The 627-nt window shown below is 27.3% G+C and carries 1 tRNA gene; it reads left to right on the forward strand.

Annotation, left to right across the window (positions count from 1 at the left end):
- Window positions 1–2: 2 nt before the first annotated feature.
- Window positions 3–77: transfer RNA gene (locus D9T19_RS14440), tRNA-Asn, on the forward strand.
- Window positions 78–627: the final 550 nt, after the last annotated feature.

A 627-nucleotide genomic window follows, 5' to 3' on the forward strand; every position in this document is an offset into this window, starting at 1 on the left:
ATTCCGGCATAGCTCAGTGGTAGAGTAGATGACTGTTAATCATTTGGTCCCTGGTTCGAATCCAGGTGCCGGAGCCACTTTTAAGCTTTTAGCTATTTGAACATTAGTTCTTTTAGCTAGAAGCTTTTTTTTTGCCTAATTTTTATTACATATAACTCTTCACCCATTTGATATAATACATAATATGTCGTTAAAAAATATATGCAATAATTTTAAATCAAAAATAAGGATTCATTATGAAAAAAACATTACTACTATATTTAGCTTTATTAATAACATTAGTCCTATCAGGTTGTCATCATTTCCATAAATCAAAAGGAATGCAAAAACAATCTATGAATAAAAGTCATTCCCATAATAGAAGGTAAAACATCTATAATATGATGTATATTTACTAATGTAAATAAAACTTCATTTTTAGACTGAAAGAATATAGTATAATTTAACTCATTTAACCTAGAATTACAACATCAAACCATAAATTAACAAATTTAAGCAAATCTAAAGTAAATCCTCTTGACAAAGAGAGAAAAAAGTTCTATAATTCCCTTCCAATTTAAGTGACACCAAGTGTTACGAGAAATGGATGATCTTTAACAATGTAATTTAAGTTTGTAAAGTAATCTT

It is taken from the genome of Poseidonibacter antarcticus (assembly GCF_003667345.1).
GTDB classification, from domain to species: domain Bacteria; phylum Campylobacterota; class Campylobacteria; order Campylobacterales; family Arcobacteraceae; genus Poseidonibacter; species Poseidonibacter antarcticus.